Source organism: Thalassobacillus sp. B23F22_16 (assembly GCF_043496955.1).
Lineage (GTDB): Bacteria > Bacillota > Bacilli > Bacillales > Halobacillaceae > Thalassobacillus > Thalassobacillus devorans_A.
Genome location: NZ_JBIEKD010000005.1, coordinates 84912 through 110714, shown reverse-complemented (window position 1 = coordinate 110714; position 25803 = coordinate 84912). Strand labels below are relative to the sequence as shown.

The following is a 25803-nucleotide window of genomic DNA, read 5'->3' as shown; positions in this document are numbered from 1 at the left end:
TGACTAATAAGTTCTTTTACATTTTATCATTCGCTTAAAACATTATAGTATTACTTTTGCTTTTACAAGTTGAAAAGATTAAAATTATAAATGACTGAAAATTCCCTTAATTAAACATTTTTCCCTAAAGGAGGAATTCTAATGACACGACAGCTTACATGCCAATCTGCGGTATATGCGTTAAGTAAAGAAAATCCCTCTGCAATTACAATCCAGCCGGGAGAGACGCTTACCATGGAAACGTACGATTGCTTTCAAAATCAAATCCAGTCAGAAACAACGGAGATCAGTGCGATTGACTGGAATCAAATCAACCCTGCAACGGGACCAGTATATGTGGAAGGTGCTGAACCGGGAGATATTCTTAAAGTGAAAATTGATCAGTTGAAAATAGGTGAACGAGGAGTAATGGTGACAGGAAAAGACCTTGGTGTCTTAGGCCACCGTTTTGATAATTTTGATGTCAAAATCATTCCAGTCAAGGATAACCAGGCAATTTTTGATGAAAAACTTTCATTACCATTGAACCCAATGATTGGAGTCATTGGTGTTGCACCTGAAAATGAACCCGTCAACTGTGGCACTCCAGGCGCACATGGCGGCAACATGGATACAAAAGTTATCACGGAAGATGTAGAGCTATATTTTCCGGTTTTCGTAGAAGGCGCACTGTTTGCCCTGGGAGATTTTCATGCTGCTATGGGGGATGGAGAAGTGAGTGTATCAGGTATAGAAGTTCCTGGAGAAGCAACGGTCACCTTTGAGCTTATAAAAAAACAATCATTACCTTTTCCTTTAGTCGCAAACGATGAAGGCATCTCCTTAATTGTATCAAAAGAGACGCTTGATGAGGCTGTTGTCACTGCGGTAGAGCAAATGGTGGATTTATTACATCCGCGCACTGACCTTACGCTCTCACACCTGACCATGCTGATGAGTGCTGCTGGAGAAGTTCAAGTCAGTCAGGTTGTCGATCCTCTCGTAACGGCCAGGTTTTTTGTGCCGGAACATATATTAGAAGCTTATGATATTCAACTATTTTAAACAAAACGCCAACTCCCGGACAAGGAGTTGGCGTTCTTTAAGTTATTTTATTCAGGAAATCGGCTTATAAAAGCCTGTTGATTTCTTCCTATACCCCCACTTTTCATATATATGATGGGTCGTTTGCCGTTCAGGGCGATTCCCGCTATTCAGAATTATAGAAGCAGCTCCGCGCGCTTTCCCCCATTGTTCGGCACGTTTGAATAATTTCTTCCCAATTCCTCTTCCCTGATGTTCCTCCTCCACAATAGCAGCAACCACCCTCACGTAGCTGTCATTCATTTCATAACGAAAGCTATGGATCATCCCAATCATTCCGAGCAGCTGTCCAGATTCTTCATATACATAAGTCTGATAGTCCGTCTTCATTTTGATTTTCGCAAACCGTGCGGACATCTCCTTTACAGTGGTCGGATATCCTAATAAATTTACCAGCTTTGCTAATTCCCCTGCGTCTTCTAACATTGCTTCCCTTATCATGTACTTCCTCCTTAGCCTATAATCCAGGCTTTTAACCGCCACAAGGCCTATTTGGATAAAAAACTAAATATCTGTGCTTATTAGCATAGTAAAAGAAAGCCTTTCTCTAATAGAGAAAGGCAAATTGTTTGCGGTTCATTCAGGTTTTGTCTGTTCCAGCTCCAAGCTCTCCCATTTTTCCTGTTGATCCATCTCCGGACTTTGAACTTGGAATGGAATTACAGCCACAGCTATACCTATAAGGATAATAAATGCGACACGTTTGACCTTATCCACGTTCTTCCCCCTATACAGGTTAGTAATCTAAGTGTAACATACCAAAACCTTCCTAATAAGGTGTGAGAATGAATTCAATCTGAAAACCAGGTGACACCTTTCGTCACCTGGTTATTTTCTATTTACGATTGCTGCTTCTCCCTTTGTCTTAATTCGACTCTGCGAATTTTACCAGAAGTGGTTTTCGGTAATTCCCCAATGAAGTCGATCTTTCTTGGGTATTTATAAGGTGCTGTCAATTCCTTCACATGGGCCTGTAGTTCCTTGACCAGTGTTTCATTACCATTGACATTTTCCTTCAATACGATATACGCTTTAACAATATTACCGCGGACTTCATCTGGACTTGCAACTACGGCACATTCCTGAACGGCAGGGTGTTTTACTAAAGCGTCTTCCACTTCGAAAGGACCAATTGTATATCCAGAGCTGATGATAATGTCATCACTTCTTCCTTCAAACCAGAAATAACCATCTTCGTCCTTGGAAGCCTGATCCCCTGTTACATAATAGTCACCACGATAAGACATTTTCGTGCGTTCTGGATCTTTGTAGTACTCTTTAAAGAGCGCTGGAGTTTCCAAGTGTACGGCAATATCTCCAACTTCGCCAACTCCTACTGGCTGTCCCAGTTCATCGATGATTTCTACCCGATTTCCTGGAGTTGGTTTACCCATTGATCCTGGCTTGACATTCATGTCCTTCATTACCCCGACTAATAGTGTGTTTTCTGTTTGTCCGTAACCATCACGCACGGTGACATTGAAATGCTTCTGGAAAGTGTCGATCACTTCCCGGTTCAGCGGCTCTCCGGCTGAGACTGCACTGTGCAACGCCGGTAGGTGATAATCGTCCAAATTATCGACTTTTGCCATCAGGCGGTATTCGGTTGGTGTACAGCACAGTACATTAACCGTATAGCGTTCCAAAATACTCAGATAAGTTTTTGGATCGAACTTTCCTTGATAAACCAGGCCAGTAGCTCCAGAGCCTAACACAGAAAGAAAAGGGCTCCAAATCCACTTCTGCCAGCCTGGTCCAGCTGTCGCCCAAACGGTATCCCCGTCCTGTATGCTAAGCCAATTTTCGGCTGCTGTTTTCAAATGGGCATACCCCCATCCATGTGTATGCACTACACCTTTTGGGTTGCCGGTAGTCCCTGATGTATAGGATAAGAAAGCCATATCATTTCGCGAAGTATTTGCCATCTCCAATTCAGCAGCTACCTTGTTTTGGTCGAGAAGTTCGTCAAGAAAAGTCCACCCTTCAACCGCTCCACCGACTGTAAACTTTTTAAGTGCATCGATTTCTTTTATATCCTTAAACTGCCCCGTGTATGGGTGGTAGCTTACAACCCCACTTACTTCGCCATGGGAAATACGATATTGAAGATCTTTCGTTCTTAACATTTCAGAGCTTGGAATCACAACAAGACCAGCTTTTAAAGCCCCTACATATACCTGGTAGGCCTCAATCAGACGCGGGATCATGATCAATACCTTATCGCCTTTTTGAAGTCCTTCTTCTTTGAAAGCGTTACCAATTTTGTTTGCATTTGTTATCAATTCCGCATATGTAATTTCTTCCTGGTGCCCCTGATCATCCTCCCACTGCAGTGCTTTACGATCAGGATCACCTGCATACTTCTCAATTTCAGTGACTACATTATAAGTTTCCGGAGCAATTAATGATTCTCTATTCATCTCATATCCCCTTCCAAAAATCTAGTAGCTTCTTTCATCCGTATTATATCAAATAATTCATAATTGTTGTAATTATTTCAAAAGTAAAATGGCCTGTTGTAATTAATGACGCTTATCCAATAAAAGACTCGAAAAGTCGAAGACTTGATTTCGAGATGTTTGCCTGCATAACGGTCCGATGGGGAACGACTCCCTTTCCGCGGACATGCGCTGAGCCTCCTCGAGCTGGCGCTCTGTGGGGTCTCACCTATCATGCTCATCCCGCAGGAGTCTCGCCGTTCCCCATCGGACCTTGCCATAGGAAATTCTCGAAAACACACTTGTGGAAACAGCCTCTGGTACACGTAATGATAGACTTGTTACCCTATATATTCTTTATAAATAACTACAGATGAAGGGTTTGTTAAACACTTCTTGTAAGGTCCGTTATTTACAAAACTGGCTGGACGGGCTGGGAAACGGGGAGACTCCCGCGGGAGAAGGGGCTAGGCAAGATCCCACAGGGCTTTAGCCCGAGGAAGCTTGCCTGGTCCCCCGCAGGAAAGCGAGTCGTTTCCCAGCCCATCCCCTTACGCTCATCGTAACGGACCCAACTATCTTGAAGCTGAGTCTTCCATTAAAGGGAGCTTCACTTGAAAAAAACCGGTTGAAACTTTTCGTTTCAACCGGTTTATCAACTAAGCCAGACGTTTGAAGTTCTCGCCTAATATTTCATTCATGGAATGCACAGTAACAAAAGCGCGCTCATCGATGGAAGAGATATATTTTTTCAGGCGCGCGAAGTCCTTCCGACCCAGGATTGTCGTTATAACTTCTTTATCTTCATAGTTAAAAGCACCTCGGGCAGTATGAATAGTTGCCCCCTTCCCAAGCTGGCGAACAATAAATTCACGGACTTGCTTACTTTCCCTGCTAATGATGACAATTTCATTTTTATGGTCGAATTGCTGAAGAGCATAGTCGATGACTAAACCATTCAGAATGACCCCGAAGAAAGCGTACATTCCGATAGCCGGACCAAATAGGAACACGGATGAAGCAGCAATAGCAATATCAGCCATCAGCACACCTTTCCCGACTTCAACGGAAAAATACTTATTCATAATCATAGCCAATATGTCCGTTCCGCCTGTTGAGGCACCTTGATGGAATACGATGGCCATCCCGGTGGCAGCAATAATCTGACCAATGATTAACTGAATCAGAATATCATTACTTAGCGGAGCCCCCATCGGGTAGACCACTTCCAGTCCCCACACCATGAAGGAAAGGGCTAAGCTTGCGTAAATCGTTTTTGCACCAAATTGAAACCCTAAAAAAATGATACCAACTATGAATAACAATATATTCAAGATCAACATGATAAGCCCAAGTGATAAATCCGGAAAAACTTTATTCATCACAATCGAGAGCCCACTGACTCCACCAGTTGCCAGATCATTTGGTGACAAGAAAAAATGCACATTCACCGCCACAAAAAATGCACCAATATTCATAAGTGTAAATGACCACAATTTTTTTATCATCAGAAAGCCCCCTTGTGTTTATTTTATAGTTAATTAGCACGTTTCTTATTTCGACACAATCGGGATTATAACGAGGCTTTCGATGTTTGTAAACAGCTATGCACAAAACTACAAAAAAACTTTCATGTAAGCGATTCAAGCAATTTCACCATTCATAATTGTACAAATATTTTAACTTTAAAGGGGCTATTACCCGGGAAATATGTCGAAAAAAAACAGACCCTGTAAAGGTCTGTTTCTTACATAGGAAAAGCTATCGTAACACACGTACCCTTTCCTTCTTCACTGCTATATTTAATGGTGCCGCCTAAATCGTCGACCATCTTTCTAGTCACCATAATTCCTAAGCCTGTTCCATCTTTTTTTGTTGTGAAAAAAGGTTCTCCAAGTCTTTTTAGCCTTTCTTCAGATAATCCTTTACCATTGTCTTTAACTACTATTTTAGCCTCACTATAGTCACAAAAGACATCAATACAGACTGTACCTTTAAGTTCTACAGCTTCTATGGCATTTTTAATGATATTTATCAATATCTGCTTGAACCTATTGGGATCAGATTCCAGCGTATATTCACCGCAATCGATTGAAGTATGAATTTTAATGCCCTTCTCTGCAATCAACGATTGGTAGAGTTCCAATACATACTCTATCATTTGCTTAATATTGACCGCTTCTAACTGTTTTGATGAAGCCGGCTTTGCAAGCATCATAAAATCATTGACTATTGACTCAATGCGATTGACCTCACTTAATAATAAATCATTATAAGAGTCCCTCAATTCTGGGTTAGCTGCACCAAGCTGCATGAATCCTTTCAAAGCGGTTAACGGGTTTTTGATTTCATGGGCGATACCAGCTGACATCTGGGTAATCGTGGAAAGCTGTTCAGATTGGCGCATGAAAGCTTCCTTTTCTTTCATTTCGGTAATATCCTCACTGATACCGACAATGTATTTTTCATTGCCTTCCTGGACCGGAAATCCCCTGGTCCGTATCCATTTCACTTCACCAACAGGTGTTGTGATTGGGTATTCTATCTGACAGTTTTCGCTCCGCATCTTTCGATATCCTTCAAGTATATAGGCATAATTTTCTTCTTCCGTTAACTGCTTCCACCAGCATAGCGGGTCATCTCTTCTTTTTTCTAAAGGAATACCGAATAAGTCCCTGAAGCGCGGACTGACATACATCAATTCCATGAATGATTCATCACAAATCCAGAAGACGTCTTTGATATTATCAGCTAACAGGCTAAATCGTTTTTCGGATTCTTGCAATGCCTGAAGATATTTCTTCCTTATTGTCACATCCTGGATAAAGATAGTGAATCCATCATCTGTCGGATATATCGTGATTCTCGCATACATCTTCCGTTCTTTCATGTAAGCATCAAATGTAACCGGCTGTTCCATTTCTAACGCCATATAGTAATGGCGATAAAAAAGGTAGTAGTCACTGATTGGATATAATTGCCATAATTTATGTTTATAATGGGACTGCAGATTTTTACCAAGCATCCGTTCCATTTGCGGATTAGCATACGTCAATTGCCACTGCTTATTAATCAGTGCTAAACCATGCGGGAAATTTTCTGTGATCGCTTTCATTTGGTTATGCAATTCAGCAAAATTCATTTCAGGAGGCTTGTCCGTTACTCTTGTTTGTTTTTCTTGTACGGCGGCCAGGGCCTCGGAGCTTTCTTTAACTTTTGATGCCTTGTGGTTATACTCAGCAAGAAGCATATGGTGGGAAATGCTATTATCATCCTTATGTAAAGGCTGGATAACAACAGCTACTCTTCGATGGGATAGCGGTTTAAACGCACATCGTACCCATTGATGATGTGTCTTGAAGAGAAGGCGCGCTTTGCTGTATAAGGTCTCTTTCTTTGTGACATGCTTCAATGAATGTTGTATGCCGAATTGGTCGTAAACATAGAACAAGTCCAGCCAGTCATCTAGAAGAATCTCTTCCTTCGTAGAGATCTCTTTCTGCACCGAACGACTGCATGTTACCGTTTTAGTTTCTAAGTTAATGAGACAAATATTCTGATCAATCAGATCAAACAGCGCTAATACGTCACTTTCCTCCAAACCATATTGCATCCTCTCAATTAACATCAATGGACTACCTCTTTCCTTATGATACTTAAGGTAACGATTGTATGCTCCGTAGGTACTATTATAACAAAATTATTTAAATTTTGAATATATTCTTACAATTTTGTGAGAATTAGGTAAAACCCCTTAGAACATGGGTGTCTAGTAGAGATATTGTCATAAATAGGAATACACAGGAATACCATCTTTTTTATCAACTTCAAAAGAGTTCTTTCTACCTATGTAAAAAAATCACTTGTCACCTTGGTGTCCTTTTATGTTAATCCTAACAGATGCAAAGTGAATAATTTGTCGAAAAACATCAAATAGAGACACTTTTTTCAGTGTCTCCATATTAGTACCAATATCCACCTTTCGGAAGCAGTTTTTTCATCATTAGGTGATCCAGGCTATGAAAGGTATACCCTTGTGCACGCAAATCATCGATCATCTTTTCTAACGCAAGTGCATTATCTTCGGAAACGCTATGGAGCAACATCACCGCTCCGGGATGAACCTGGCTCATCAAGCTATCGTAAGCATACTTCCAGCCTTTTTGCCGGCCGGTATTCCAATCCACAAATGCAATGGACCAAAAGGCATTGATATACCCTAATTCTCTCGTCCATTCCAACGACTTATCTGTAAATGTGCCACGCGGAGGGCGTAAATAAAGCATATCTTTCTGGTCAGTCAATTGGGCTACCGCTGTTTCTACTTTGTGCAGCTCTTCTTTAATTCGCGACTTTGATGACGCCGTAAAGTCAGGGTGATGCCAGGAATGGTTGCCGATAATGTGGCCTTCTTTATTCATTCGTTTCACAAGCTCAGGAGCACTGTTTATATAATGGCCTGTAATAAAGAATGCTGCCGGCACCTTTTTCTCTTTTAATACGTCAAGAATTCGACCCGTATACCCTTCTTCATACCCGTTATCAAAAGTAAGGTATATTTCTTTATCGCCTGACTTATCTATATAAAAGCCATCGTGTTGTTCCAATAATGGCCCATAAAAGCCCACATCCGGCGGGGAACCATCCTTATTTTTTTCATACCCCCAGCCATAAGCAGCAGCCGATATAGGAAATAAAGGCACTATCACAATGGATAGGATTAGAAGCGTTATCTTTTTCATTGTTGTACACCTGCTTTTTTCTTAGTTTACAGCAAGTATCCTATGATATACCTGACTTACTTTTCCATATTAATAAGTAAAGAAGCACCTGCTGAACAGATGCTTCTTTAACAACCAAACTATAGAACCATGGCTGCAACCCAGCCAAAAATGAATAACGGTATATTATAATGCAAGAAGGTTGGAACACATGTGTCCCAGATGTGGTGATGCTTTCCGTCAGCAGCAAGTCCTGACGTTGGTCCCAGCGTGCTATCTGATGCAGGAGAACCAGCATCCCCCAGCGCCCCTGCTGTTCCAATCAAAGCAGCCAACGCCATAGGGGAGAAACCGGCAGCAACACCGATAGGTACGAACAGCGCTGCCAAGATTGGTACGGTGCCGAAGGAAGAACCAATTCCCATGGTTACCAGCAAACCGACAAGCAACAGTATGAAAGCGATTAGACCTTTATTGTCTCCGATCATATCAGAGCTTGATTCAACTAACGCATCAATTGAACCCGTTTCCTGTAGTACATTGGCATAACCAGCGGCAATCAGCATAACAAATGCTATCATTCCCATCATGCCAATACCATTCGTGACCACTTCGTCACCACGACGGAATGGTACTACAAGAAATACAAACATAAGAACAAGTCCTGTCAATGCTCCTAATACTAGGTTTTCGGTCCAAATCTGTACTCCTAGTGCTCCTGCCACGGCTACAAGCGTCCAGGCATGTTTCGCACTAAAAGCAGCATTTGCGATGTCTGTGGTATCTTCTTCACCTACTTCTACACTGACCTGATATTTATCTCTTGGCTTACGATAAGAAAAGAACACAGCTACGAGCAAGCCAATAATCATTCCGGAACCAGGAATCAATAATGACAGAGCGATACTTCCGATACCTAAATCAACTCCGCTGGTCCCCATGGCATCCTGAATGGTCTGATGGAAAATCAACCCGAACCCTGCAGGAATCATCACATATGGTGCTTTCAAACCAAATGTTAAGGCAGCAGCTACCCCGCGTCGATCCAGTTTCATTTGGTCAAAAAGCTTTAACAAAGGTGGAATTAATATAGGAATGAATGCAATATGAACGGGAATGACATTCTGAGATAAAGATGCCACACCAGCAATCACTAATAACATGGTGACACGCTTATTTTTCAACACTTTCAGTAAATAATTCACTAATATACTCGTTATTCCTGAGTAACTGATTGCTACTGCGAAGGCACCTAATAAAATATAGCTTAAAGCAACGCTCGCCTGATTCCCCATCCCATTGATCATCATATCCAAGGAATTTTGCAGCGATTCTCCAGCTATGAGCCCTGCTGATAAAGCCGCGGCAATGATTGCAATTATCACATTGACACGCAACAGACTGAGCACGGTCATGATCAGCACCGAAATAATAACAGCCCACGCCATATAAATTCTCCTCTCAACCATTTTAATTTTAGTTCGTTAACGATTTACCATGATAAAGGAAGGCGTTATAAAAATCAACCCCTTATTGTTTCATACCATATAATAACAAGCCCTTCCCCTCTAATAATAAAACCGCACGTTGGTGGGTGCGGTTTCGTCTTGGAGTTACATTTTCTTTTCAAGTTCTTCGAGCATTTGTATAAGCTGATCAATATCCTGCACGGATGTCTCTTCCGGCTCCATTTCATCCAGGCGTGACATAAATGCTGCCAATCTTAATTTCAGATCTTGAAGTTTTTCTTCTTGAGCCATGCATAAACTCCTTTGTTCATTGTATTCGTTATGGGGTTTTCGATTGATACCATGCACTATCATAGTAGAAATAATCCGGTTTGTCCATGTAGAACAGGAATATAATATTAGAAATACGTGCGAAAGCCTTCATCCTTTACCAAAGTTTAATTATCCAAAAGTAAAAAATACGCCTGACCCCATGTGACCGGATCAGGCGTGTATGCTGGTTATTTCAACTGGAAAGAGTAAGATACATGATCCTGAATCGGTATCCACGCTCCAATTCCTTGTTTTTTTATGTTTTTTACGATTAATTGCTTTTTGGATCCTTTCAATTGAATATATACTTCACCAAAGGCAACTGTTCCTTTTTCATTGACTGCTGGAGCATATGCTTGTAAGGAACCGATTTTTTTTGACGGAACTGCATAGGTATTCTGCTGTTTCGTACCACTGCCCACGACCGTATGAAATGACAACGGAAGGTTGGTATTATTCTGGGCTTCTAATAGAAGCATGCGTTTTACTTGATCAGGGGTATCAATTTTGGCTGTAAGGCCACCTTTGATATGTTTTTCATCTTTTTGCAAGTAATTCATTTTTTCTGTCTGTTGACTCGCCTGATTGTTCAGTTCATTTGTATTGATATGCTGATATTCCCAATTAATGCTCGTCTCCTTGGACGTGTAGTTCAATGGCCATTTTCCTAAGTAAACCTCGCCGCGATACCCAATGGCTAATGGAGAAGGTTTCAAATTCGTTTCATTCAATAATTCAATTAGCTGGGGATTCGTGATTTTCACCTCAGCTTCTTTTATCAGTTCATCTGTCAGTTCACTTGGCTCAAGGACAACCTGGTCTTCTGTTGAGTTAGGGTAGGTATTGTCTTTCGAGATATTCAAAACGTGACTTGGCAGCCGCCCTTCTTCTTTCTTATCTTCTGCTTGCAGAAGAAGCGGCTCAGCCGAGAATAACACCAATAATAATGCCATGATGGACAGGATCCACGTTCGCATATAAGGGAGCCCCTTTCTTTTTTGATTATCTTTTGAAATAAGGGGCTTTTTATTCATCAGGTCATCTCATCCATATATTAAAAAACGCGCCCTATCAATATAGGACACGCTTTACAGGAATTATTTACATGCTAAGCTCGATATAATCTACCGTTTCCTGAACATCGATACTGTCTTTGACAGACTGTACCATCGAACAGTTATTACGGGCGATTTCCAAGTTTTTCTGCAGTTTATCCCGACTGATGTTATGGCCTTTCACAATATAATGAATCGCCACCTTTTCAATCCGGTTAGCCACATCTGGATTACGGGTTACATCTACGGTAACTTTAATATCTTCGTACTTAACCCGTTGTTTGTCTAAAATTTTACGATAGACACCCACACTGCAGCCAACGATGGACGAAACCATTAATTGGTATGGGCGGAAGCCAAATTCTTCATTACTGGAGATATTCAGTTCTCCATATTCTAATTGCGTTCGAATTCCATTCTCTCTCATAAAAAATTCCATTATACCACTCCTTTATGACGTTCTTTTTCTCATTTTAACAGAACAAGCTCAGGGAATAACATCTTTTACTCAAGGTTTGCATTTTTCTTGCCATTACCATTATTCTCCGATAGGATGAAAGAAGTTTTTTTGAGGGGGAGGATAAAGAATGGTCAAAGCTAATACTCGCTTCAAAATCCTCATCGCCTTAGTAGCGATTTCAGGTTTTTCTCAAGGTATGCTGCTTCCATTGCTTGCAGTCATCTTAGAACAAAATGGAGTTTCTTCTTCCATCAATGGCCTGCATGCCACTGGATTGTATATTGGAGTTCTTATTGCTTCTCCTTTTATGGAAAAACCGATGCAAAAAGCTGGCTATAAGCCAGTGATTCTGATCGGTGGGGCATTCGTATTCATCTCCATGGCTTTGTTCCCATTTTGGCAGGCGCTTTGGTTTTGGTTTATTTTGCGGATGACTATCGGCATTGGGGACCATATGCTTCACTTCGGTACCCAGACTTGGATTACATCCACGGCTTCTCCAGAGACCAGAGGAAAAAGTATCGCATATTACGGTTTATTCTTCAGTGCCGGCTTTACGTTAGGACCCTTGATGACAAACTTATTATCTATCCATATATATTTACCATTCCTGCTTTCCGCCTTGCTGAGCGCCATCGTCTGGTCCAGTATGTTTGGGGTTAGAAATGAATTACCTGCGAAAGATAGCCATAACGTTCATATGGGCAGTTCGATCAGCAGATTTGGACAGGCCATCAAGTTAGCCTGGGTCGCATTTCTCCCCCCGCTTACTTACGGTTTTCTGGAAGCTACCTTGCACGGGATTTTTCCTGTTTACGGCATGCGGATTGGTCATGATGTTAACATTCTTTCATTGATTATCCCGTTTTTTGCAGCAGCAAGCCTTTTATCCCAAATACCATTGGGTATGTGGAGCGATAAAGCAGGTCGTAAAAAAGTGATTTCCCTTGTCTTAGCAGCCGGTACTTTAGCATTTTTTCTTGCTGCATTACTCGAAGACTCCGCATTCTGGCTCTTCGTACTATTTGCGCTGGCAGGGTTATGTGTTGGTTCTCTCTATTCCTTAGGGCTTTCCTACATGACCGATATTCTGCCAAAATCACTCTTACCTGCTGGAAATATCATGTGTGGCATCGCCTTCAGTGTCGGCAGTATCAGCGGCCCGTTTTTAAGCGGTGCTTTCATTGATTTGTTCCCAGGCACTTCCTTCTTCTATGTCATCGTAGCATTGCTTTTAGTCGTACTGATCGCTACTATATTGAAGAAAGAGCCGGCAGTTAACGACCACCTGCAGCACTCTTCATAAAAAGAATGTCTCCTGTTACATAAGTTAACAGGAGACATTTTTTATTGTAGTGCTTTCTTCAAAACCTCGAGATTCCGATACATTAAACTGAAGTAATCTTCATCAGCTTCGATATCATTATCTGTCAAAACTGATAAATTATGAATTCTTAATGCTTCTCCATTAATTTCTTTTTGAACGACTTCGGATACCTTAGGAGTAACATTTTGTTCGAACAATACATACTTTAAGTCATTGTCTTCCGCTACTTTGATGATTTTTTCTAATTGTTTTTGTGATGGCTCTTCCGTTGGACTTAATCCACTTACTGCAATCTGTTCAAGACCATAGGCATGTTCCCAATAACCATAAGCCGCATGGGACACAATGATTTTATTTTTGGGTTGTGCTTTTATTTCGTTAGCAAACGAATGATCCAGCTCCTCCAAGTCTGTTTTCAGTGTGTTGAAGTTCTCTTCAAAGGTTTCTTCCTCTTCCGGTTTCAATTCAACAAGAAGGTCTTTGATATTAGCTGCCAGCTGGATGGATAGGACGGGATCAAGCCATACGTGAGGGTCTTTGTCGTTATCACCATGACCATGACCATCATCTTCTTCTCCGGCATGATTCTCCTCATCGTCATGCTCGTCATGGCCGCCATCTTCTTCATTCTGTTGGTGTTCATGATTCTCCAAATCGATACCTTCAGTCGCCTCCAGGATTTTCACGTCCTCTGTTTCAACAGCATTGGAGATCTTTTCTGCATAAGCTTCCAGTCCGGCTCCGCTATAAATGAAACCATCTGCTTCTGCTACTTCTATCATTTGTTTTGTATCGGGTTCAAATGTATGCGAATCCGCACCAGGAGGAAGGATTGACTCTACTTCTACATGATCTCCGCCAATTTTCTCAGCAAAATCCATCAACGGATAGACAGTTGTATAAAGTTTAAGTGTTTCTTTAACTTCCTCCTCTGAAGTGTCTTTTTGACTCGCTTGTTCTCCACAAGCTCCCAGGAAAACAGTCAATAATAATGATAATAAAAATAAATACTTCTTTTTCATGGCTTACTCTCCCCCTCCGTTACTGAAATGAATTATAGCGTAACCATTACGCTTTGTAAATAGTAATCACTACCATTTAGTTTAGACCTGAATAGAAGCGTACCGTCTCGCACGATACGCTCCGTTCTTAAAGACAGCCTGGGCACTTTCCGTAAATCTCGAACTTATGATCATCAACAGCATAACCATCCAGGCTTTGGGCTATTTTATCCATCGGACAAAACTCTACCGCCTTTGTTTTGCCACACCCGGTACAAATAAAATGATGATGATGGCCATGCGTGTCACAATGGAAACGGAAATGTTTCTCCCCATCCAGTTCAGTCGATTCAAGTACCTGTTCTTCTGCCAACAAGTATAAGTTACGGTAAATCGTATCGTAGCTTACACCGGGAAAGTCCTTTTGTATTTCCTTTAGAATCGTCTTGGCAGGAATATATCCTTGATCCTGCTCCGAGAATATCTCAAGTATCCGCTCTCGCTGTTTCGTACGCTTATATCCCTTTTCTTTTAATTTATTAATTGCTTTTTCTATATTCATACCGTTTCACCCTTTAATGATAATTGACCTGAAACCTTCCGATAGGCTATCGCTCCGATTAATATCAAAATGGCAGTAACTACAATTGTTCCGCCAGGCGGTACGCTTAGCTGATAGGAAGTAATTAATCCAACGATTACGGATAATTCTCCGAAAAAGATAGATAATCCAATCGTCTGTTTAAAACTTTTGGAGATACGTAATGCTGCAGCAACAGGAAGGGTCATCAATGCTGATACGAGCAATATACCGACAATTTGCATCGCTGAAGCGATAACTAAGGCCACCATAACAATAAACAATAGGTGGATCAATTTCCCATTAACCCCGGACACCGCAGCATGGTCTTCATCAAACGACAACACAAACAGCTCTTTATAGAACAACAAAACGACGGCAAGTACCAATAATGTAATCACTAACACTGTCGACATGTCCGCACGGCTGACAGCAGTGACACTGCCAAATAAATAACTGAATAAGTCGGTATTAAAGCCGTCCGCAAGCGAGATCAATATGACCCCGACACCGATCCCTCCAGATAAGATGATCGGAATCGCGAGCTCCTCATAATGCTTATAAACTTTTCTAAGTTTTTCAATCAGAATGGCGCCCGTGACAGAAAACACCATCCCCATATAAACGGGGTTCCATTCATTGATCGCCGTTACCCGCTTTTCTAATAACAGACTTGCCGCAATACCAGTTAAAGTAATGTGTGAGAGCGCATCCGCAATCAGCGACAATCGCCGCACAACGATAAAGACACCAAGAAGCGGTGCCACAAAACCGATCATCAAACCGGCTAACGCAGCGTTCTGTAAGAACTCATAGGTGAAAAAGCTTTCAATCACGAGGGTCCACCTCCCCATGGTTGTGGGTCAGCTGCTGGACCGGATGACCGTATAATTGACTGAGATCTTCATTAGAAAATGCCTTATATTCATGAGACTCTCCATGAAAATGAATGGTTTTATTCATACAGACGACATGGCTCGCATGTTCGGTAATCGTCCCAATATCATGGGAAACCATCAATAATGTAATCCCTTCGTTGCGATTTAATTTGTGCAGCAATTGATAAAAGTCAGCCACATGTTTGGCATCGACTCCGACAGTGGGTTCGTCTAATATCAAAAACTTCGGATCGCTCACCAAAGCTCTGGCAATAAATACACGCTGCTGCTGTCCACCAGAAAGTTCACCGATATTATGGTTGAAGTAGTCTTCCATCTCTACTGTCTTTAACGCCTGCATCGCTTTGTCCCGGTCATTCTTATTATAAAAACGAAACAAGCCTGTTTTTGAAATTAACCCTGTTTTTACAACTTCCAGTACGGTAGCCGGAAATCCAGAGTTAAAGCTGTTGGCTTTTTGTGATACAAATCCGATCTCTTCCCAATGTTTAAAGCTGCGGACAGGAGACCCAAACAGCTTGATACTTCCTTTTGTAGGTTTCAACAGGCCAAGCATAAGCTTGATCAATGTGGATTTACCAGAGCCATTCGGGCCGACCAGCCCAAAGAATTGACCCGCCTCGATAGTGAGTGATACATCCTTTACTACCGTCTCTTTTTCATATTTAAAGGATACATTATCCATTTCCAAAACTTTATTATCTGTCATACTAATCCCTCTTTAAATCATAATGATTACGAACTACATTATAACGGCTTCCGACAGTCTACACAAGTATCTAATCGTAACCATTACAATTACATATGTTTTCCAGATAAGCTCCCTTTTCTTGAAGACTCAGTTTCGAGAGAAACTGTTTCCGTTACGGTAGTAACGGTGTGGAGGTCCGGGAAATCACTCGCTTTCCATGGGCATGGGGTGAGCTTCCTCAGGCTTCGCCTTCCGGGATCTCACCAATCATGTTTATCCCATAGGAGTCTCGCAATTTCCCAGCCGCCCTTACTCTAGTTCGGCAACGGAACCCAAAATATCTCGAAATCAAGTCTTCGACTTTCCGCCCTTTAATTGAATAAGCCTCTTGTGTTAAAAATAACGTTTATAAAAATAAAAAAGAAGCTCTGGTAGGCATTGCCTGGAGAGCTTCTTGACTATAAATATTTATTGTAGCGCTGTTCTAAATAATCCTGTAAGGCCGAGAATACCATGGTCATTGGCCAATAGATCAAAGCAGCCAAAATATACATTGTCATTGTGTCGTAATTTCTTCCTGCTACAATCTGCGCTTTATTGAACAGTTCAGGTACGGAGATCATTGCAGCCAAGGACGTCGCTTTCATCAAATCCAGGAACACATTCGTCAGTGGCGGTATAGCTATTCTCGTAGCTTGAGGAAGGATGATTCTTCTCATCGTCTGCCAATACGAAAAACCTAAAGCCTGTGCAGATTCCCACTGTCCCCCATCCACACTGCTTAGTGAGGAACGATTGATTTCAGCGATATAAGCAGCTGAATTCAATCCAAACCCTAACACAGCAGCCATGGTGGCAGTCAATTCAATCCCAACTACCGGAAGCCCAAAATACAGGATAAACAGGAAAACCAAGATAGGTGTGCCTCGCATGAACGATATATACATCCTTGCAGGCCAGCGCAGCATCCGTTTGTCCGATCGTCTCGCCAGAGCAAGAAATAAACCAATCAACAGTCCAAGCAGCATACCAAGGATAGCCACCAATAAAGTCAGCGGTACCCCACTTAATACAAAGGGAAGGTTATCCCAGGCCCGCTGGGCATTGAACAGATCCTCGATCTCTACTCGTTTGATTTCAATGCCGAACATATTCACTCACCTACAAATCTAAGCCTTCGATCTCTCGAATATCCTCGTCTGGTTTCTTTGATGCATCTTTTCCGCCGAAGAATTCTTTCGAAATCTCAGTTAAAGTTCCATCTTCGCGCATTTCATTCAAAGTTTCATTCACTTTTTGTTGTAATGTACCTGCGTCTTTCGGCATTACGATCGCAGAGTTTGTTGGATGAAACTTCAAGTCCGGATGTAATGTAACCTCAATGTCCGGCAGTGCTTTTAATGCCAATGATTGCAGGTAATAATCATTGATAATTAAATCGGTACGCCCATTCTCCACATCGCGCAAATATACATCATTGGTTACGTTTCCGTAAGTTTTCACCTCAGCTCCAAAATGACGGGAAATCTCTGCAAAAACAGTAGTGGCTCCTCCACCGGCAACTTTACCATCTAAATCTTCAAGTTTTTCAATGCCGGACAAGTCATCTTCCCGCACAATCATCGTCGAATAAGAATACTTATAAGGGTCGCTGAATGCGAACTCCTTCTTTCGCTCTTCTGTCACTTCCATATCATTGATTGCCATATCGATCCGTCCGCTTTTAATGGCTGAAAGCAGACCGTCTACCCCATATTCTTCAAACTTCACCTCGAGGCCAAGACGGTCCCCGATTTCACGCATAATTTCAACATCATAGCCTGTTAATTCTTCATCAGATCCTTCGGGATAAAAGGAAGCAGGATAAAGGGTACCAGATGTGCCTACCACCACTTCTCCTTGCTCCTCAATTTCTGACCACTTTTCTCCTGTCTGGTCTGAAGAACCACAAGCCGCTAACGCGAAAACAGAAAGTATCATAAGTATAAAAAATAGTGCTTTATTTTTCATGATTTTTTTCCTCCTCCTTAAATTCACACTTCACCAATATAGCAACGGGAAGGATAGTTTGCAACAATATAACCTGTCTTTAAAAAAGGATAAATAATCCAACGATTCTCACTTGATAATATCCCGAAATGTGCTATGATAATAACAGGTACTAAATTATAATTATTTTAATTTAAATTAACGCTATCAAAACCTAATTGATAGCTTTTATCATTTGTATAGTTAAATGATGTTGATTACTATTCTCAATTATAGAAGAGGAGTTGAGAACATGAGTTCAGAAGCACGTGCAGTCAGTACAAACCAGCCACAAACATCGCATACTCAAAAATCATTCGTATGGTGGGAAAAAGTTAAAGAGCATATGGAACTTATCGCAGCGATCGTCAGTGGAATTATCATTCTGACTGCCTGGATTTTTGAAGGATCCATGAGCTATGGAACATTTGTTGTTCTTCATTTAGCTGCCTTCGTCATTGGTGGTTTTGCAAAAGCTAAAGAAGGTATTGAGGAAACCATTGAAAATCGGGAACTTAATGTCGAGATGCTGATGATATTCGCGGCAGTCGGTTCTGCCATTATCGGCTATTGGACGGAAGGAGCTATCCTGATATTCATCTTTGCATTAAGTGGAGCATTAGAAACTTACACCATGAATAAAAGCCAACGGGAAATTTCATCTTTAATGGATTTACAGCCTGAAGAGGCTTTGCGTATAAAAAATGGAAGAGAAGAAATTGTTTCAGTTAAAGAGTTGCAACTGGGTGACCGCATCCTTATCAAGGCTGGTGAACGTGTTCCTTCTGATGGCACCATTATTAAAGGAAGAACCAGCCTGGATGAAAGTGCGATTACGGGAGAATCTGTTCCAGTAACAAAAGAAACCAACGGAGAAGTATTTGCCGGGACAGTCAATATTAATGGAAGTATTACAGTTGAAATCACGAAACCGTCTGATGAAACGCTTTTCCAGAAAATCATAAAGTTGGTACAGTCCGCGCAAAGTGAAAAATCACCATCTCAATTGTTTATCGAACGGTTTGAAGGTACTTATGTCAAAATCGTCTTGATTGTGGTTGCATTAATGATGTTTTTACCTCACTTTCTGTTTGGCTGGAGCTGGACAGATACGATATACAGAGCAATGATCCTATTGGTAGTTGCCTCTCCATGCGCGTTAGTAGCATCCATTATGCCGGCAACGCTGTCAGCTATATCGAACGGTGCCCGAAATGGAGTTCTCTTTAAAGGTGGGGTTCACCTGGAGAAACTGTCCCATTTAAATGCGATTGCTTTTGACAAGACAGGGACACTGACCAAAGGAAAACCGGAAGTCACAGATGTGTTTTTCCGCTCAGAGGAAGAGTCGGGTAGAGTTCTATCAGTACTTGCCTCAATAGAAAGAGAATCCACCCATCCGTTAGCACAGGCTATTGTCACTTACACGGACACCCAACCCGGCATTGAACGTCGGGAAATCAGCAATATGCAGGACCTTGCCGGCAACGGCGTTACAGCAGAAGTGGATGGAGTCACATGGAAAATCGGTAAGCCAGGATTTCTTGGAAAAGAAGCTGCCGAATCCTTCCACGGAGGAATTCTGGAACAATTAGCCAGGCAAGGTAAAACGGTTGTATTCATTGGAGATGAAAAAGGCATCGCAGGAGTTGTAGCTTTAAAGGACACGGTTCGAGAAGAAACCAAAAATGCCATCAAAATTTTACGGCAACACGGAATTTACACTGTTATGCTGACCGGTGATAATGAAACCACAGCTAAAGCGATTGCTGAAGAAGCTGGGCTTGATAACTATGTGGCTGAATGTATGCCGGAGGAGAAAGTGGATGAGGTAAAAATTCTTCGTAACAATTTTGATAACGTCGGTATGGTCGGTGATGGTATCAATGATGCACCTGCTCTGGCTACCGCAAATGTGGGTATCGCTATGGGGGAAGGTACAGATGTTGCTTTAGAAACGGCTGATATCGTTTTGATGAAAAATGACTTACCTAAAATCGCCAATGCCATTAAACTTTCCGAACGAATGAACAAAATTGTCAAACAAAACGTTGTCTTCTCCATATTGGTCATCATGGTACTGATCATTTCAAACTTCCTGCAAGTTCTGGACCTGCCGCTAGGCGTCATTGGTCATGAAGGAAGTACCATACTTGTTATTCTGAATGGCTTGCGACTTCTTAAATCCTAATATGTATGAAGGTATAAACCATCTAAAAAAGGCTTCCCGTCCGGGGAGCCTTTTTTCGTGTTAGTGGTAGTTATTCTGCTTATTCGCGGAGCTGCTTGTTTTGTGTTTAGGAGCATCACTTTTTTTCTTCTTGTTGTTCTTATTATTATGATTTTGCTTATTATCGCTCATCGCTGCCACTCCTTTTTTTCAATAATCATGCTTAGGTTCTGCATGAAGTACAGCGATTATACAGGCTATCAGGAGGAATGGATGCCCAATTTTCTCCTTCGCAAAATTGCATTAATTTCTCCTCCTAAAATGATGATGATCCCGGAAATATAAAACCAGATCATCAATACGATAAACCCGCCGAGGCTGCCATAAGTGGCTGAGTAATTGCCCATGCTGGTGACATAAAATGAAAATAATAAGGACACGATCTGCCAGCCAACTGTTGCAAAAACCGCGCCAGGGAAAGCCTGCTTTATTTTAATATATTTATTGGGGGCCAGCATATACAGAAACATGAGGACGAGAAAAAAGATGATCGAAGAAATCACCCAGCGTAAGGCATTCCACAACTCAAGGAAACCTTCGGATAATCCAAACATAGAAAACAGATAGACCCCGACCATTCTTCCAAACACAGGGAGTAAAAATGCGACGGCAATGACACCGATCATCGAAATAGTAAGTACGATAGCAATAATTCTCCCGACAAATGGAGAACGGCTTTCTTCTACATCATAAGCACGGTTGAATGCACGCATGATGGAGTTGACACCATTGGACGCAGACCATAACGTGCCGATGATACCAATAGACAGTAAGCCACTATTCTGACTTGCCATCAATTCTGCCAGATTTTCCTGAATCATCGTGTAGGTTTCCTGAGGAGCATAGGTGTGAATAAAATCCAACAGCCTTTCCTGCGAAAGCCGCATATAGCCTAATAAAGTGACAAGAAATATCATGAAAGGGAATAAAGATAATAAAAAAAAGTAAGATAATTGGGCGGCCATGCCACTGATGTCATCCTTGTTGAAGCTCGCTCCTACCTCTTTTATAAAACTGAAGAACTCTTTCATGATATCCCTCTCCTAACCATTGGGAGAATGTTATGAAACGTCCCGGTGATCTGTCAGTTTCTCGACGTCCTTTTCTACTTCTTTTTCCCATTCGCTCACTTTATCAAGCAGTTCCTCCACTTTATTCAAAACTTCCAGTATATCTTTAGCCCCATCTGCCACACGGTTCGTCAGCTGGTTGTACTTAAGGCGTAACTCCCGGATAGCTTCTGAAGGGTTTGAAGTATAACTCTTAGAAGATACCCCAGCCTGTTTAGTGCTGTTAAAAACATACTCTCTGGTCTCCTTGTCCAACAGCGTAACAGCTCCTCCAATAACGGCACCGATCATGACCCCTTTCCAAAACTTATGCTCTTTCATATTTACCTATTCCTCCTTTGATAATTGATGGTCTTTTTTGATTTTATTTAAAAGTTCTCTGCAGCCAGCCGATACAAGTTCATAGACATATTCAAAGTTGCCTGTAAAAAATGGATCGGGGACATCTTTCACTTCTGCTTCCGGAATAAAATCAAGCAGTCGAGCTACAGTAACATCTTCTTTTTTTCTTATACCTTCCATATCTGTGACATTCTTTTCATCCATCGCAATCAAGTAATCAAAATCGTCCCAATCGCGCTCTGTAATTTGCCTGGCAGACATTCCTTCATAAGAAATTTTATATTTATTCAGAATTTCTCTTGTGCCCTCATGAGGAAGATCACCAACATGCCAGTGACCGATCCCGGCAGAGTCTATGGATATTTTCTTTTCCAACCCTTCTTTCCTTATTAAATCGCGAAAAATAGCTTCCGCCATCGGCGACCGGCAAATGTTGCCTAAACAAACAAATAGAACTTTAATCATTACTTCTTCTCCCCCAATTCTTCTCTTTTTATCTCATGCAAATTTTGTATATATCGACTGCTACCCCCATTTTTACCGGTGAAAACTTGTTTTATCATCTACTATTATACCCGAAATAGCTTGACATTTGCTCTTAGTTTTCGGAATATTTTATATATAAGGAAAAAGGGGGTACTAATCATGCAAGATGTCTTAAGCAGTATATCCGGCGTTGTATGGGGTCCCGTATTATTGATCCTGCTCGTCGGAACCGGTGTCTATTTGACACTAAGGCTCGGATTTTTGCAATTCAGCGCATTGCCTTACGCGTTGAAGCTTGCATTCAGTCCGGGTAAACAAGATAAAAAATCGAAAGGTGACATTTCCCACTACCAGGCTTTGACTACTGCGATGGCAGCCACTATTGGAACCGGTAACATTGCCGGGGTAGCTACAGCTGTCGTACTTGGTGGCCCAGGTGCCGTATTCTGGATGTGGATCACCGCTATTTTCGGAATGGCAACAAAATATGCAGAAGCCATTCTCGCCGTTAAATATCGAATTACAGACAAAAACGGAAACATGTCTGGTGGGCCGATGTATTACCTGGACCGAGGTTTAAAAATGAAAGGCCTTGGAAAAACACTCGGTATCTTGTTTGCTATCTTTGGTGCGATAGCTGCTTTCGGTATTGGAAATATGGTACAATCCAATTCTGTATCCGATGCACTCGATGCCACGTTCTCCATCCCTACCTGGGTAACAGGATTGATTCTTACCGCGCTGGCAGGTTTGGTATTGCTTGGCGGAATTAAAAGTATCGGTAAGGTCACTGCATTTTTTGTACCGATCATGGCGATATTTTATGTCATTGGTGCACTTATTATTATCTTTACTAACTTTCACCTCGTACCAGCTGCATTTGGCACAATCTTTACGGATGCTTTCAGTGGGAATGCGGTAGCTGGCGGCCTGTTAGGTACAGCCATCCGCTATGGTGTCGCACGTGGTGTCTTCTCCAACGAAGCTGGTTTAGGGTCTGCTCCGATCGCAGCAGCAGCTGCAAAAACAGACTATCCTGGCCGCCAGGCATTGGTTTCGATGACTCAGGTTTTAATCGATACGATCATCGTCTGTACAATGACTGGTCTGACAATCGTTATGGCAGGTCAATATGGTAATGGAGACCTGGAAGGAGCTGATTTAACTACCGCCTCATTCTCCATTTTCTTAGGTGATATCGGTGGTTATATCGTTTCTCTCGGACTTGTATTCTTCGCTTTCTCCACCATTGTGGGATGGTCCTACTATGGAGAGAAATGTTTTGGTTATCTGACAAAAGACCGCGCTTTACCACTTTATAAAATTGCATTCGTCTTATTCGTGTTTGTAGGCGCTGTCCAAGAACTAGGCATCGTATGGACCTTTGCTGACATCATGAACGGGTTGATGGCATTCCCTAACTTGATTGGGCTCTTGCTTCTATCCGGCGTGGTAGCATCAGAAACGAAGCGCTTCTTGAAAGTAGCCAAGGAAGAAAAACGTCAGGAGAAGCAGTCCTCTTACTCTTAATTAGAACAAAGTTTAATGGAAAAATAAAGCAGCGCCTGCCTGGCGCTGCTTTATTTAGTCTTGTGGAAAGTATAAGGATTACGTACTGTTAAAAAATTCTCAAATTCTTCCGGTGGAAGCGGCTTACTAAAGTGGTAGCCCTGATAATGATCACAGCCATTTTCTTTAAGAAAACCTAAAACCATAGGTTTTTCCACGCCCTCTCCTATGACCTCTAACTTAAACGTATGCGCAAGCTGAATCATTGCCTTCACAATTTCTGCACCACTTGGGTTCGTGCTGACATCTTTTATGAAGGATTGGTCAATTTTTAAGTAATTAATTGGAAACTGCCGTAAATACCCAAGCGAGGAGTAGCCAGTGCCAAAATCGTCAATTGACAAAGCAACGCCAAGCCTTTTTAGCTCCTGCATCGTTTGGATGCATACTTCCGCATTTTGCATGATACTGTTCTCAGTAATTTCAATTTCTAAAAAACGGGCCGGCATCCCCGTTGCCTCTAATATCTTCCCTACACGGCTCGCAAAGTCATGGCGCTGAATTTCTTCTGCTGATACATTGACAGCCACACGCTCCGGGGCGTATCCTTTTTCCATCCATTCCTTGTTCTGGCGGCATGCTTCATAAAGCACCCATTCCCCCAGCTCCAGAATCAATCCAGTCTCTTCAGCAATCGGAATAAATTTCCCAGGGGAAATGAATCCTTGAACAGGGTGCTTCCACCGAACGAGAGCTTCCATACCACTGATCACTCCGGAACGGACGTCAATTTTCGGCTGATAATACAGCAGCAGCTCCCTATTACGGATGGCTGCACGCAAGTCGCCTTCTAAAGAAACCAATTCATTGTAGTACTTATTCATGGAATCTGTATAAAAGAGCAGACTCTGCCGTCTTTTCAGTTTGCAATAATGCATGGCAACATCCGCATTTCCAATCAACTGCCCAGCCGTAGTACCGCCGCCTGAATAGCCAGCGATGCCAATACTTGTGGTAAGAAATAATTCTTTCCCTTTTATACGCAAAGGCTTGCTTACATGTTCCAAAATAGAGTTACCTAACTCTCGCACCTCTTTTTCTGAGCTTGCCAGATCGGTGATAACAACAAATTCATCACTTCCAAGTCGGTACAGGTTCCCTTTTTCGCTGATCACTTCACGGATTCGCCTGCCAATCAGCTGGATGACTTCATCACCAGCCGTATGACCAAGGGCATCATTAATATATTTGAAACGATCCAGGTCACATAAAAGGATATAGAAAGGCGTGCGCTTCTGCTTAGCAGTGGATGTTAACCTTTCTTCCAAGTCTTTCTGTAATTTCCGCCGGTTAGGCAAGTCCGTCAATGGGTCGTGATAGGCCATATGCCTGACTCTCATCTCAGCCACTGCATGCACAGTTATATCAACAGAAGAACCGATGATCTCCACCACTTCTCCCTCGTGCTGGATAGGAGCCAATGTGGAGTAAAGGAAAGTATCCCTTAATTTATGTTTATATGTAATGTTTTCTCCAGCAAATGCTTTATCGTATTTATTTGTTAAATACACGGCTTTTTCTAACCCGAAAATCTCATCCATTTCTTTCCCTTCAACAAAAGCTGTGGTAAGCCCTAGGTCTCTGGCCAGTTTCCCTTCAAACATGGTAAAGTAATAATTTCCATTTTTATTTTTTCTAACTTTAAATACCATATTCATTAATGCTGCCACGGTTCGTTGAAAATCATTTTCCACTTCAATAACCAAAGTTTCTTCCATCACTTTGCTTTCTGTAAATGCTAAGTCCTCGTAGGAAGTAAGATAATTATGAAGCAGTTTATCAAGTTCATTTAGTGTTTGTCGTTCTTTTCCACCTTGAAGCTGTAGTTTGAGAGTTTCCATTAGTCGGGTTATTTCTGCATGTACAAACGAGGTATCCAAATTATTCATGGAATCCACCTTTATCAAATATCGTTAAGGTTCGAGAAGATTGAGTTAATTTTAAACTATTTTACCCATTATAAAAAGACTAATCATTTCCTGCATTCACTTTAATCACTAGCTATTTTTCTCTGAAAATTAATATTTTGTTAGTTGAATTTT

24 protein-coding genes are annotated in these 25803 nt (G+C 41.7%); 4 read left to right on the top strand and 20 right to left on the bottom strand.

The annotated features are described in order from the left end of the window. Positions 1–141 precede the first annotated feature (141 nt). Positions 142–1044: an acetamidase/formamidase family protein gene (locus ACGTNI_RS06255; RefSeq protein ID WP_394460828.1), complete on the top strand. Its 903-nt coding sequence runs from the start codon at positions 142–144 to the stop codon at positions 1042–1044. A 51-nt stretch (positions 1045–1095) separates the two neighbouring features. On the opposite strand, the gene ACGTNI_RS06250 is transcribed toward ACGTNI_RS06255, so the two are convergent. From ACGTNI_RS06250 to ACGTNI_RS06205, 10 genes are all read right to left on the bottom strand, one after another. Further along, positions 1096–1524: a GNAT family N-acetyltransferase gene (locus tag ACGTNI_RS06250; RefSeq protein ID WP_394460826.1), complete on the bottom strand. Its 429-nt coding sequence runs from the start codon at positions 1522–1524 to the stop codon at positions 1096–1098. A 135-nt stretch (positions 1525–1659) separates the two neighbouring features. Next, positions 1660–1800 (bottom strand): hypothetical protein, encoded by a 141-nt coding sequence (locus ACGTNI_RS06245; protein ID WP_394460824.1) that lies wholly within the window; start codon positions 1798–1800, stop codon positions 1660–1662. A gap of 122 nt (positions 1801–1922) precedes the next feature. Beyond that, a complete protein-coding gene (gene mbcS / locus ACGTNI_RS06240) occupies positions 1923–3503 on the bottom strand; it encodes an acyl-CoA synthetase MbcS (protein ID WP_394460822.1) in 1581 nt (526 codons plus the stop codon). 677 nt (positions 3504–4180) lie between these two features. Beyond that, entirely contained in the window at positions 4181–5029 is an 849-nt protein-coding gene (locus ACGTNI_RS06235) for a YitT family protein (RefSeq protein ID WP_394460820.1), read from the bottom strand. Positions 5030–5268: 239 nt separating this feature from the next. Next, a complete protein-coding gene (locus ACGTNI_RS06230) occupies positions 5269–7149 on the bottom strand; it encodes an ATP-binding protein (protein WP_394460931.1) in 1881 nt (626 codons plus the stop codon). 334 nt (positions 7150–7483) lie between these two features. Next, a complete protein-coding gene (gene pdaA / locus ACGTNI_RS06225; RefSeq protein ID WP_394460818.1) occupies positions 7484–8263 on the bottom strand; it encodes a delta-lactam-biosynthetic de-N-acetylase in 780 nt (259 codons plus the stop codon). A 119-nt stretch (positions 8264–8382) separates the two neighbouring features. Beyond that, the gene (locus tag ACGTNI_RS06220) at positions 8383–9690 is read right to left on the bottom strand and encodes a Na+/H+ antiporter family protein (RefSeq protein ID WP_394460816.1); all 1308 of its coding nucleotides are present in this window, start codon (positions 9688–9690) and stop codon (positions 8383–8385) included. Positions 9691–9855: 165 nt separating this feature from the next. Beyond that, entirely contained in the window at positions 9856–10002 is a 147-nt protein-coding gene (locus ACGTNI_RS06215) for an SE1561 family protein (RefSeq protein ID WP_176223908.1), read from the bottom strand. 209 nt (positions 10003–10211) lie between these two features. Further along, positions 10212–11000, bottom strand: coding sequence for a YfkD family protein (locus ACGTNI_RS06210; RefSeq protein ID WP_394460813.1), 789 nt, complete (start codon positions 10998–11000; stop codon positions 10212–10214). 124 nt (positions 11001–11124) lie between these two features. Beyond that, complete coding sequence (locus ACGTNI_RS06205; RefSeq protein ID WP_394460811.1) at positions 11125–11517, bottom strand: OsmC family protein; 393 nt, start codon at positions 11515–11517, stop codon at positions 11125–11127. A gap of 148 nt (positions 11518–11665) precedes the next feature. On the opposite strand from ACGTNI_RS06205, the gene ACGTNI_RS06200 reads away from it, so the two are divergent. Continuing rightward, positions 11666–12844, top strand: coding sequence for an MFS transporter (locus ACGTNI_RS06200; RefSeq protein WP_394460809.1), 1179 nt, complete (start codon positions 11666–11668; stop codon positions 12842–12844). Positions 12845–12885: 41 nt separating this feature from the next. Here ACGTNI_RS06200 and ACGTNI_RS06195 read toward each other — a convergent pair whose 3' ends face one another. The 6 genes from ACGTNI_RS06195 to ACGTNI_RS06170 all read right to left on the bottom strand — a co-directional run bounded on the left by ACGTNI_RS06195 (position 12886) and on the right by ACGTNI_RS06170 (position 18046). Then, entirely contained in the window at positions 12886–13887 is a 1002-nt protein-coding gene (locus ACGTNI_RS06195; protein ID WP_394460807.1) for a metal ABC transporter solute-binding protein, Zn/Mn family, read from the bottom strand. Positions 13888–14014: 127 nt separating this feature from the next. Beyond that, positions 14015–14428: a Fur family transcriptional regulator gene (locus ACGTNI_RS06190; RefSeq protein WP_062439527.1), complete on the bottom strand. Its 414-nt coding sequence runs from the start codon at positions 14426–14428 to the stop codon at positions 14015–14017. Beyond that, the gene (locus ACGTNI_RS06185; RefSeq protein WP_394460805.1) at positions 14425–15282 is read right to left on the bottom strand and encodes a metal ABC transporter permease; all 858 of its coding nucleotides are present in this window, start codon (positions 15280–15282) and stop codon (positions 14425–14427) included. The genes ACGTNI_RS06190 and ACGTNI_RS06185 overlap by 4 nt, the downstream gene beginning before the upstream one ends. After that, on the bottom strand, positions 15275–16054 hold the full coding sequence (locus ACGTNI_RS06180; protein WP_394460803.1) for a metal ABC transporter ATP-binding protein: 780 nt from the start codon (positions 16052–16054) through the stop codon (positions 15275–15277). The genes ACGTNI_RS06185 and ACGTNI_RS06180 overlap by 8 nt, the downstream gene beginning before the upstream one ends. A gap of 440 nt (positions 16055–16494) precedes the next feature. Next, a complete protein-coding gene (locus tag ACGTNI_RS06175) occupies positions 16495–17187 on the bottom strand; it encodes an amino acid ABC transporter permease (RefSeq protein WP_394460801.1) in 693 nt (230 codons plus the stop codon). A 10-nt stretch (positions 17188–17197) separates the two neighbouring features. Beyond that, the gene (locus ACGTNI_RS06170) at positions 17198–18046 is read right to left on the bottom strand and encodes a transporter substrate-binding domain-containing protein (RefSeq protein WP_394460799.1); all 849 of its coding nucleotides are present in this window, start codon (positions 18044–18046) and stop codon (positions 17198–17200) included. Positions 18047–18317: 271 nt separating this feature from the next. Between ACGTNI_RS06170 and ACGTNI_RS06165 the strand changes: the two genes are divergently transcribed. Further along, positions 18318–20255 (top strand): heavy metal translocating P-type ATPase, encoded by a 1938-nt coding sequence (locus ACGTNI_RS06165; RefSeq protein ID WP_394460797.1) that lies wholly within the window; start codon positions 18318–18320, stop codon positions 20253–20255. 239 nt (positions 20256–20494) lie between these two features. On the opposite strand, the gene ACGTNI_RS06160 is transcribed toward ACGTNI_RS06165, so the two are convergent. Genes ACGTNI_RS06160 through ACGTNI_RS06150 form a run of 3 tightly spaced genes read right to left on the bottom strand, consistent with a single transcriptional unit; the run spans position 20495 to position 22171 of the window. Beyond that, entirely contained in the window at positions 20495–21325 is an 831-nt protein-coding gene (locus ACGTNI_RS06160; RefSeq protein ID WP_085505488.1) for a YihY/virulence factor BrkB family protein, read from the bottom strand. Between the two features lie 30 nt (positions 21326–21355). Further along, positions 21356–21685 carry a YtxH domain-containing protein gene (locus tag ACGTNI_RS06155; protein WP_394460795.1) on the bottom strand — a complete coding sequence of 110 codons (330 nt, stop codon included), beginning with the start codon at positions 21683–21685 and terminating at the stop codon, positions 21356–21358. 6 nt (positions 21686–21691) lie between these two features. Next, positions 21692–22171 carry a low molecular weight protein-tyrosine-phosphatase gene (locus ACGTNI_RS06150; RefSeq protein WP_085505486.1) on the bottom strand — a complete coding sequence of 160 codons (480 nt, stop codon included), beginning with the start codon at positions 22169–22171 and terminating at the stop codon, positions 21692–21694. A 180-nt stretch (positions 22172–22351) separates the two neighbouring features. Here ACGTNI_RS06150 and ACGTNI_RS06145 point away from each other — a divergent pair, with 180 nt between their 5' ends. Continuing rightward, the gene (locus tag ACGTNI_RS06145) at positions 22352–23722 is read left to right on the top strand and encodes an alanine/glycine:cation symporter family protein (RefSeq protein ID WP_062439556.1); all 1371 of its coding nucleotides are present in this window, start codon (positions 22352–22354) and stop codon (positions 23720–23722) included. Between the two features lie 50 nt (positions 23723–23772). On the opposite strand, the gene ACGTNI_RS06140 is transcribed toward ACGTNI_RS06145, so the two are convergent. Further along, positions 23773–25650, bottom strand: a complete 1878-nt coding sequence (locus ACGTNI_RS06140) for a sensor domain-containing protein (protein WP_394460792.1) — start codon at positions 25648–25650, stop codon at positions 23773–23775. Positions 25651–25803 lie beyond the last annotated feature (153 nt).